Raw genomic sequence first — 8,522 nt, 5'->3', positions numbered from 1 at the left:
CTGCTTCCCTTCTTTCTCCTCGCGCTTCCGCTGCTGGAAATCGCCGGTTTCGTCATCGTCGGCCGCGAGGTCGGCGCGCTGGCGACGGTCGGCCTCGTGCTGGCCTCGAGCATCGCCGGCGTGCTTTTGCTCCGATACCAGGGCTTTGGTGTGATGGCCCGCATCCGCACCGAGATGGCCGCCGGCCAGAACCCCAGCCGCCACCTTGCGCACGGCGCCATGATCGTGGTTGCGGCGATCCTCCTGATCATCCCCGGCTTCATATCAGACATCATCGGCCTGCTGCTGTTCCTGCCGCCATTGCGCGATTTTGCCTGGAGCCGGTTCAAGGGCCGCATTGTCGTCGCCACCGATTTCTCGACCGGCGGTTTTCGTGGCCGGCGCGACAGGGTCATCGACCTCGACGATGGCGACTATTCGCGCGAAGACGATCTGAAGCGCGGACCGGATCACAACTCGCCGTGGCGCCGCCTGAAGGACGACTAGGGCGCCGTCCAAGACGGCAGACCCCTACCTATCATCGGTTCGCCACTCGGAAATCATGATAGGCCAACTCGTAGGTCTTCTGTTCGAAACCGGGCCATTCCTCTTGCAACGTAGTCGCTGAGCGCGCCCTAGAGAAATCGGCGTCCATCATCAGTTTCCATGCTTTTTGGCTTTGCAACTCGCGGGCTGCCTCGATGGCTTCCAGGAGGCAGGCGTCGGTTGCGGCGGGGTGGGCGGCCTTCAGTCGAAGGACCATCATTTCATGCGGATTGAATCTCAATATGGTACGGCGCGGGCCGATAAGCGGCTTAGGCGGCACGGCAGTATCTTCGACGAAAGGCGCGTTGCGAAGTCCGGCATCGAACTCAATCATATTGAGCAAAAATTCGGACCTCAGGAGAAGGTATGCGGCATCCCAAAGGGGCAACTCAGCCATCTTGTCGAAAATAGACTTGGCTTGCGGTACCGACCGCAGCTTGGCCGTCAAATTTTTGGGTGTGATCATCTGGACCCTCGACGCGCAGAATAGCAGTTTGACGCCATGTGATTGAAACTGAAATCAAATGTGACGCTACCCACTACCGCAAGGCGGCAAACCTTGTCTTGTCATCCCTGCCATGGTAGCGAACGCCCGATTTCAATTCGGTCAGCGACGCTGCCCAGGCAAGAGGACAAGGCTTATGGCCAGCAAAGATGACGCGCCGGTCGGCGCAGCCAACGGAAACGGCAATGCGGCGCAGCCGTCGCTCAACGTTCTGGCGCAATATGTGAAGGACCTGTCCTTCGAAAGCCCCGGCGCGCCCAATTCGCTGCGCGGCCGCGACAAGGCGCCGGGCATCGCCATCAACGTCAACGTCAACGCCAACCCGCTCTCCGACAAGCAGTTCGACGTCAATCTGACGCTGAACGCCAAGGCGTCCTTCGACCAGGAAGTGCTGTTCAATGTCGAGTTGGTCTATGGCGGCGTGTTCGCCATCGCAGGTTTTCCGCAGGAGCACATGCTGCCGATCCTGTTCATCGAATGCCCGCGCCTTTTGTTCCCGTTCGCCCGCCAGATCATCGCCGAGGCAACCCGCAATGGCGGCTTCCCGCCGCTGATGCTCGACCCCATCGACTTCGCCCAGATGTTCCAGCAGAAGCTGGCCGAGGACGAGGCGTCCAAGGTCAAGGTGAGCTGAGGCCTGCCTGCCATCGCTGTTGTTTTCTGAGAACCCGGCCTCGCGCCGGGTTTTCTGTTTGTGCTGGAGAGATAGCTGAGGCGCCGGCGCCCTTCGAATGGCCTAGCCCTCCCGTCTTCGTCATCCTAGGGCGAAGCAAGGAGCGAAGCGACGCAGCGCAGACCCTAGGATCCATGCCGTGACGTGTGCCTTAGAATGCAACGGATCAGAATGGCGCTTGTCCCCGCGCCTATGCTCGCTACGCTAAAACGATGACCGGCTACGTCTACATGACTGCGAGCCAGAAGGCCGGCACCATCTATATCGGTGTCACCAACGATCTCGGTCGCCGCATGCCGGAGCACAATCCGGTGAGGGCTCGCGCTTCACCAGCCGCTACGGTGTTCAGCGGCTGGTCTGGTACGAAGAATTTTTCGATATCACCGATGCCATCCAGCGCGAGAAGTCGCTGAAACCCTGGCCGCGCCAATGGAAGATCGAATTGATCGAAAAGGCCAATCCGGAATTGTTCGAGCTGTTTCGCGCGGACGGGGTGGTAGGCGTTCGGTTTCTTGCACCGCGGAGCACTGCACCACTGTCACGGCATGGATCCTAGGGTCTGCGCTGCGTCGCTTCGCTCCTTGCTCCGCCCTAGGATGACGAAGCCGCGAGGGTTTCGGTCAGCAATTGCTCAGCCAGCCGCAACCTTCAGCCACAGCGGCTTTTCGCCAAGCGTCCCGACCATGCCGGCGTGCGCGGCGCGTTCGGCTTCGGTGACACGCGGCGGCAGGGGTGCCGGGCGCTGGCTGATGATGATTTCGATCTGGCGGACATTCTCGCCTTGCGCCGGCGCGGTGGCGCTGTCGAGGATGAGGGCCGCCTGCTTGCCGCCGATCAGCTCGATATAGACCTCGGCCAGCAGCTCGGAATCGAGCAGGGCGCCGTGCTTGGTGCGCTTGGTGTTGTCGATGCCGTAGCGCCGGCAGAGCGCATCGAGCGAATTCGGACCCATCGGGTGCTTGCGGCGCGCCAGCGCCAGCGTGTCGACGACGAGACCATTGTCTATGACCGGGTGACCAAGCCGGCCGAATTCGACGTTGAGGAAGCCGACATCGAAGGTGGCGTTGTGGGCGACCAGCTTGGCGCCGTCGGTGAAGTCCAGCCACTCCTGCACAATCTCGGCAAAGGTCGGCTTGCCCGCGAGGTCCGCCGCGCTGATGCCGTGCACCGCCTGCGCCTCGGCGTGGATCGCGCGGCCTTGCGGGTTGATGTAGTGGTGGAAGGTCCTGCCGGTCGGAAAGCGGTTGACCAGCTCGACGCCGCCAAGCTCGATGACGCGGTCGTCGCGCGAATCGAGGCCGGTGGTTTCCGTGTCGAAGATGATCTCACGCATCGAATCAGTCGCTCCGCTCCAAGGGAGCAGATTCATACAACGGAACAAAATGGCAATGAGAAACGGCGTTGCCTAGGACAATCGCCACAGGTTTGCGCTGCCCCTCATCGCCCTGCCGGGCACTTCTCCCCGTATAGTGACGGGGAGAAGGGGCTGGCCGCAACCTCGGCTCCCTTTCCGAAACCTTGGAGATTGGCGAAATCCTTTGCAACAGCGTCCTTCTCCCCGTCACTATACGGGGAGAAGATGCCGGCAGGCAGATGAGGGGCGGCGCCGACATCAGCCAGTGTCAGCGGCCCGGTTTGCCGACTCCTATCAGCTGCCTGATGATCGCATTGACCGCCGCGCGCGCGGCGTCCAGCCCCTGGCCGGTGTCGACGATGAAATCGGCCTGACGCCGCTTTTCCGCATCCGGCACCTGCTTGGCCAGGATCGACGCCAGTTTTTCCTCCGTCATGCCCGGCCGCGCCAGCACGCGTTCGCGCTGGGTCTCGGCCGGCGCAGTGACGACAACGACTTTGTCGACGCGGTTGCGGCCGCCGGTTTCGAACAGCAGGGGAATATCGAGGACGGCGATCGGCGCGCCTGATCCACGATGCCTGGCCAGAAAGGCATCGGCGTCGGCGCGCACCAGCGGATGGATGATCGCCTCGAGCCGCTTCAGCGCGGCGGCGTCACCGAGCACGCGCGCGCCAAGCTTTGCCCGGTCGACCACCCCGGCAGATGTGGTGCCGGGAAAGGCGGCCTCGACCAACGGGGCTGCCTTGCCGGCATAGAGGCGATGCACCGTCTCGTCGGAATCATGGACCGGCACGCCGGCGTCAGCGAACATCCTGGCCGTAGTCGACTTGCCCATGCCGATGGAGCCGGTGAGGCCGAGCACGATCATGGCTTCGGCACCAGATCGGCGACGATTAGCGCCCGGAGTTCGGCCGTCACCCGCGGCCTGACGCCGAACCAGCGCTCGAAGCCGGGCACGGCCTGATGCAGCAGCATGCCAAGGCCGTCGACCGCCTTCAGATTTCGCCCACGGGCGGCCGCGAGCAGCGGCGTCTCCAGCGGCACATAGACGATGTCAGTGACGATGGCATGGTCGGGCAGCCGGGCGGGATCGGCCGACAGGCCTTCATTGCCATGCATGCCGAGCGCGGTGGTGTTGACCAGCAGGCCGGCATCGCCGAGCAGTTCATCGGCCGCCGCCATGCCATGCGCCGACACGCCGGCGCCGAAACGATCGCGCAATTCCTGCGCCCGGGCCACAGTGCGGTTGACGATGCGGATGTCGGCAACGCCGCGCTGCTTCAGCGCATGGATGACGGCGCGCGACGCGCCGCCGGCGCCGAGCACCACCGCCGGACCCTTGCTTGCCCAGCCCGGTGCGTGATCGTCGAGGTTGGCGGCAAAGCCGTGACCGTCGGTGTTGCCGGCCCACAGGACGCCGTCCTCGAACCACAGCGTGTTGACGGCGCCGATTTCTTGCGCCGCCTCGTCGCGGCGTTCGGCCAATGCGAAGGCCGCTTCCTTGTGCGGGATGGTGATGTTGCCGCCGCGGTAATCGTTTGCATGCAGCGTTTTCACGAACACGGCAAAGTCTTGCGGCGCGACATCGATGGCCTGGTAGCTTCCGTCGATGCCATGTTTGGCCAGCCAGTGGCCATGGATCTTCGGCGAGCGCGAATGCTTGACCGGATGGCCTGACACGAAGGCCTTCTTCGACGCCTCAGCCATCGATCGCTCCCAGCGTGCGCAGTTCGGCAAGCAGCGGCAACAGCGGCAAGCCGACAATGGTGAAATGGTCGCCTTCGATTTTCTCGAACAATTGAATGCCTTCGCCTTCGATCTGATAGGCGCCGACGCTGGACAGCGCCTTGGCGCCGACGCGGGCGAGATGGCGGCCGATGAAGGCCGGGTCGAGCTTGCGCATGGTCATCGAGGCGATGCCGACATGGCGCCACAAAACCTCGCCGTCGCGGACCAGCACCGCGGCGCTGTTGAGCTGATGGGTCCTGCCCGACAGCGCCAGCAGATGGCGGCGCGCACCTTCCCTATCGGCCGGCTTGTGGAACACCTCGTCGCCAAGCGACAGCGTCTGGTCGCAGCCGAGCACCAGGGCGCCCGGCCTGCGCTCGCTGACTTCGGTTGCCTTGGCCTCGGCCAGCACCAGGGCAACATCCTCGGGCGAGACACCGCTATCCTGCAACGGCCCCTCGAGCGCGCGCTCGTCGACATCGGCCGGGACGGCTTCGACATCGACGCCGGCATTGACGAGCATCGCCTTGCGGAACGGACTGCCGGAAGCGAGGATGAGTTTTTCGGTCATTTTGCACTCGGGCGCAGACACAGGCGCGGTTGGAGTTTGATCAGCTCTAGTCCTGTAAGGTTGGCGCTGCCCCTCATTGTCCTGCCGGACATTTTTCCCCGTATATAGACGGGGAGAAAGGGGCAGCTTCAGCGCTGGCGCTGTTTCCAGCCACAGTCGCGATTGGCGAAACCATCAATGACAGCGCCCTCTCCCCGTCACTATACGGGGAGAGGATGCCGGCAGGCAGGTGAGGGGCGGCGCCGAATTTCCGCCAGGGAAGACTCGGAAAACGCACTCCTCGCTCATCTATCTATTCTTCCCTCGCAGGGCAACGATGGCCGCCGCCGTTTCCTCGATCGAGCGGCGGCTGACGTCGATCATCGGCCAGCCGTGGCGCGTGCAGATCTTGCGGGCATAGGCGAGCTCTTCGCCGATTGCGGCGCGGTCGACATAATCCGATGCCTCATACGAGCCGCTGTTGCCGAGGATGCGGTTTTGCCGGACATGCGAGATGCGTTCGGCGGTGGCGATCAGCCCGACGATCAGCGGCTTGCTGGCGGCAACCAGGCTTTCCGGCACCGGCACGCCGAGCACGATCGGGATGTTGGCGGTCTTGATGCCGCGGTTGGCGAGATAAATGCTGGTCGGCGTCTTCGACGTGCGAGAAATGCCGATCAGCACCACATCGGCATCGTCCATGTTGAGCGGCAACTGGCCGTCATCATGGTCCATGGTGAAATTGAGCGCGTCGATGCGGCGGAAATATTCGGCGTCGAGGACATGCTGGGCGCCGACGCGGCGGCCGGCCGGGGTGCCGAGATAGGACTGGAACACGGTCAGCACCGGCTCCAGCACCGATACACAGGGCAGGCCCATGGCCGCGCAGCGCTCGTCGATGCCGCGCGCCAGCTTCTGGTCGACGACCGTGTAGAGGATGATGCCCGGTTCCTCCTCGATGTCCTCGAACACCTTCGCCACCTGCTTTTCGGTGCGGATAAGCGGATAGATATGCTCGATGGCGCGCGCGTCCTTGTATTGCGCCGAAGCTGCCCGACCGGCGGCAAGCAGCGTTTCGCCGGTCGCGTCCGAAATCAGGTGCAGGTGGAAGAAGCTCTGGGGTTTGTTCACAGGGGGTCACCTGGGGCTGTGGGCTTCTGTGGATAAAGCGGGATGAAAAGACGGGCCTGTCGGAGGCGACTGTATCAGATGGCAGTTTGTCCACAATTCGATGCGCTGTCAGCTTCGTCGGGTGACTGGGGACAAGTTTGGGGACGGCTTTTTTCGACTACGGGCCGTCCACAGGACCTGCCTTTCACCACTGTGCCTAACACTTTGACTCGACTGATCGATTCAGAGCTATCCCCAGAACCCTACATCCGGGAAAAAGAAGCACGCGACAATATGTTGGCTGGTGTTTTCCGGGGCAAAGCGGGACAGGTGACAACCACCAGAACCAACAGACTCTTAGAATCAGAAGAATCTTAGATATAAGAATCTTTGATTATAGAAGAGGCTGGGAGAGAAGCGAGCGCCCGATGCCCCAGAACCGGATCATGCTGGATGTCCTGAAGGGCAAGGCTCATTTTCCGCCTCCGCTCTGGATGATGCGTCAGGCCGGACGCTATCTGCCGGAGTATCGGGAGACACGCAAACGCGCGGGCTCGTTCCTGGACCTCTGCTATGATCCCGACCTTGCGGTCGAAGTGACCTTGCAGCCGATCGAGCGTTTTGGTTTCGATGCCTCGATCCTGTTTTCCGATATCCTTGTGGTTCCGCATGCGCTTGGCCGTGACGTCCGCTTCGAAGAGGGCAGAGGGCCGCTGCTGACGCCGATCACCGCGCCGGAGATTTTGGCTCTGGAAGGCAAGGTGTTTCACGTGAATCTCGAACCGGTCTACGAGACGGTTCGCCGGTTGCGGGCCAAACTGCCCGAAGAGACAACCCTGATAGGCTTCTGCGGCGCGCCGTGGACGGTGGCGACCTACATGATCGCCGGTCATGGCACGCCCGACCAGGCGCCGGCGCGGCTTTTTGCCTATCGCGAACCGGTGGCCTTTCAACGATTGCTGAAGGTGCTTGCCGAACATTCGGCCGCCTATCTCATCCGCCAGATCGAGGCGGGTGCGGATGTGGTGCAGATATTCGATTCCTGGTCCGGCGTGCTGGACGATGAGAGTTTCGACCTGTTCTGCGTTCAGCCGATGGCCGAGATCGTTGGCCGGGTGCGGGCGGTTCATCCCGATGTCCCGATCATCGGTTTTCCCAAGGGTGCCGGTTCGCGCTACCGGACATATCGACAGAAGACCGGCGTGACGGCGCTAGGGATCGACTGGACGGTACCCCTGATCGCGGCGAAGGAATTGCAGCGCTCGGGTGCGGTTCAGGGCAATCTCGATCCCTTGCGGCTCGTGGCTGGCGGCAAGGCGCTATCCGACGGCGTCGAGGCGATCCTGGGAGCGCTGGGAGACGGACCGCTGATCTTCAATCTCGGTCATGGCATCACGCCGGAGACGCCGATCGCCCATGTCGAGGCGATGGTGAAACAGGTGCGGAGCGCGACACGCTGATGGCTGAGATGAAAAACACGAACAGCACCGGTCAGGCGATGATGCGGATGATGTCAGGTATCGCGGTGCTGGTCGTTCTCACCGCGCTTTTGTATTTCGCGGCACCCGACAGCTTCTATCTCTGGGCAAAGGCGATCCATATCCTCGCCGTCATCTCATGGATGGCGGGCATGCTCTATCTGCCGCGGCTGCTGGTCTATCATGCCGATGCCGAGAAGGGCTCGGTGCAATCGGAGACCTTCAAGGTGATGGAGCGGCGCCTGCTGCGCGGCATCATCAACCCGGCGATGATCGTGACCTGGGTGTTCGGCCTGTGGCTCGCCTGGAAGGGTTTTGGTTTCCAGGGCGGCTGGCTGCATGCCAAGATCGGTGCGGTGCTTTTGCTGTCCGCCATGCATGGCTATCTCTCGGGCGCGGTGCGCAAATTCGCCGAGGACCGCAACGAAAAACCCGCCAGGCACTGGCGGATGGTCAACGAGATCCCCACATTGCTGATGATCGCAATCGTCATCCTGGTGGTGGTCAAGCCGTTCTGATGGTTCGACTGATGCCTTCAAGCGTTGGCGCTGCCCCTCACCTGCCTGCCGGCATCCTCTCCCCGTATAGGGACGGGGAGA

The 8,522-nt window shown here is 62.6% G+C and carries 10 protein-coding genes and 1 pseudogene; 5 read left to right on the top strand and 6 right to left on the bottom strand.

Annotated elements, in window-relative coordinates:
* On the top strand, nucleotides 1-486 hold a 486-nt coding region (locus EOB80_RS32170; protein ID WP_245466494.1), incomplete at its 5' end, for an FxsA family protein.
* A gap of 31 nt (nucleotides 487-517) precedes the next feature.
* Here EOB80_RS32170 and EOB80_RS32165 read toward each other — a convergent pair.
* Nucleotides 518-991, bottom strand: a complete 474-nt coding sequence (locus EOB80_RS32165; RefSeq protein ID WP_127331952.1) for a hypothetical protein — start codon at nucleotides 989-991, stop codon at nucleotides 518-520.
* A 175-nt stretch (nucleotides 992-1,166) separates the two neighbouring features.
* Here EOB80_RS32165 and secB point away from each other — a divergent pair, with 175 nt between their 5' ends.
* Both secB and EOB80_RS32155 read left to right on the top strand, forming a co-directional pair.
* Nucleotides 1,167-1,664, top strand: coding sequence for a protein-export chaperone SecB (gene secB, locus EOB80_RS32160; protein ID WP_023813420.1), 498 nt, complete (start codon nucleotides 1,167-1,169; stop codon nucleotides 1,662-1,664).
* A gap of 251 nt (nucleotides 1,665-1,915) precedes the next feature.
* Nucleotides 1,916-2,259: pseudogene (locus tag EOB80_RS32155) on the top strand (GIY-YIG nuclease family protein).
* A gap of 75 nt (nucleotides 2,260-2,334) precedes the next feature.
* Here the strand turns inward: EOB80_RS32155 and dnaQ are convergent.
* The 5 genes from dnaQ to EOB80_RS32120 all read right to left on the bottom strand — a co-directional run bounded on the left by dnaQ (nucleotide 2,335) and on the right by EOB80_RS32120 (nucleotide 6,466).
* A complete protein-coding gene (dnaQ, locus tag EOB80_RS32150; RefSeq protein WP_127331950.1) occupies nucleotides 2,335-3,036 on the bottom strand; it encodes a DNA polymerase III subunit epsilon in 702 nt (233 codons plus the stop codon).
* A 289-nt stretch (nucleotides 3,037-3,325) separates the two neighbouring features.
* Nucleotides 3,326-3,925, bottom strand: coding sequence for a dephospho-CoA kinase (gene coaE / locus EOB80_RS32140; RefSeq protein WP_127331948.1), 600 nt, complete (start codon nucleotides 3,923-3,925; stop codon nucleotides 3,326-3,328).
* Entirely contained in the window at nucleotides 3,922-4,764 is an 843-nt protein-coding gene (locus tag EOB80_RS32135) for a shikimate dehydrogenase (protein WP_127331946.1), read from the bottom strand. The genes coaE and EOB80_RS32135 overlap by 4 nt, the downstream gene beginning before the upstream one ends.
* On the bottom strand, nucleotides 4,757-5,356 hold the full coding sequence (locus EOB80_RS32130; protein WP_127331944.1) for a Maf-like protein: 600 nt from the start codon (nucleotides 5,354-5,356) through the stop codon (nucleotides 4,757-4,759). Before EOB80_RS32130 ends, EOB80_RS32135 begins: the two co-directional genes overlap by 8 nt.
* A gap of 288 nt (nucleotides 5,357-5,644) precedes the next feature.
* Nucleotides 5,645-6,466, bottom strand: a complete 822-nt coding sequence (locus tag EOB80_RS32120; RefSeq protein ID WP_127320737.1) for a pyruvate, water dikinase regulatory protein — start codon at nucleotides 6,464-6,466, stop codon at nucleotides 5,645-5,647.
* Nucleotides 6,467-6,873: 407 nt separating this feature from the next.
* Here EOB80_RS32120 and hemE point away from each other — a divergent pair, with 407 nt between their 5' ends.
* Together hemE and hemJ are read left to right on the top strand one after the other, a co-directional pair.
* Entirely contained in the window at nucleotides 6,874-7,905 is a 1,032-nt protein-coding gene (hemE, locus tag EOB80_RS32115; protein ID WP_127320736.1) for a uroporphyrinogen decarboxylase, read from the top strand.
* Nucleotides 7,905-8,441, top strand: a complete 537-nt coding sequence (hemJ, locus tag EOB80_RS32110) for a protoporphyrinogen oxidase HemJ (protein ID WP_127331942.1) — start codon at nucleotides 7,905-7,907, stop codon at nucleotides 8,439-8,441. Before hemE ends, hemJ begins: the two co-directional genes overlap by 1 nt.
* Nucleotides 8,442-8,522: the final 81 nt, after the last annotated feature.

Origin of the sequence: Mesorhizobium sp. M7A.F.Ca.MR.245.00.0.0, assembly GCF_003997415.1 — a bacterium.
GTDB lineage: Bacteria > Pseudomonadota > Alphaproteobacteria > Rhizobiales > Rhizobiaceae > Mesorhizobium.
The sequence above is the reverse complement of the archived record's forward strand: the minus strand, read 5'-3'. Positions and strand labels throughout refer to the sequence as shown.

What these genes read in the sequence shown, in the direction of transcription:
- EOB80_RS32165 (WP_127331952.1), bottom strand. Translation starts at nt 991, where the DNA reads ATGATCACACCCAAAAATTTGACGGCCAAGCTGCGGTCGGTACCGCAA.
- secB (WP_023813420.1), top strand. Translation starts at nt 1,167, where the DNA reads ATGGCCAGCAAAGATGACGCGCCGGTCGGCGCAGCCAACGGAAACGGC.
- dnaQ (WP_127331950.1), bottom strand. Translation starts at nt 3,036, where the DNA reads ATGCGTGAGATCATCTTCGACACGGAAACCACCGGCCTCGATTCGCGC.
- coaE (WP_127331948.1), bottom strand. Translation starts at nt 3,925, where the DNA reads ATGATCGTGCTCGGCCTCACCGGCTCCATCGGCATGGGCAAGTCGACT.
- EOB80_RS32135 (WP_127331946.1), bottom strand. Translation starts at nt 4,764, where the DNA reads ATGGCTGAGGCGTCGAAGAAGGCCTTCGTGTCAGGCCATCCGGTCAAG.
- EOB80_RS32130 (WP_127331944.1), bottom strand. Translation starts at nt 5,356, where the DNA reads ATGACCGAAAAACTCATCCTCGCTTCCGGCAGTCCGTTCCGCAAGGCG.
- hemE (WP_127320736.1), top strand. Translation starts at nt 6,874, where the DNA reads ATGCCCCAGAACCGGATCATGCTGGATGTCCTGAAGGGCAAGGCTCAT.
- hemJ (WP_127331942.1), top strand. Translation starts at nt 7,905, where the DNA reads ATGGCTGAGATGAAAAACACGAACAGCACCGGTCAGGCGATGATGCGG.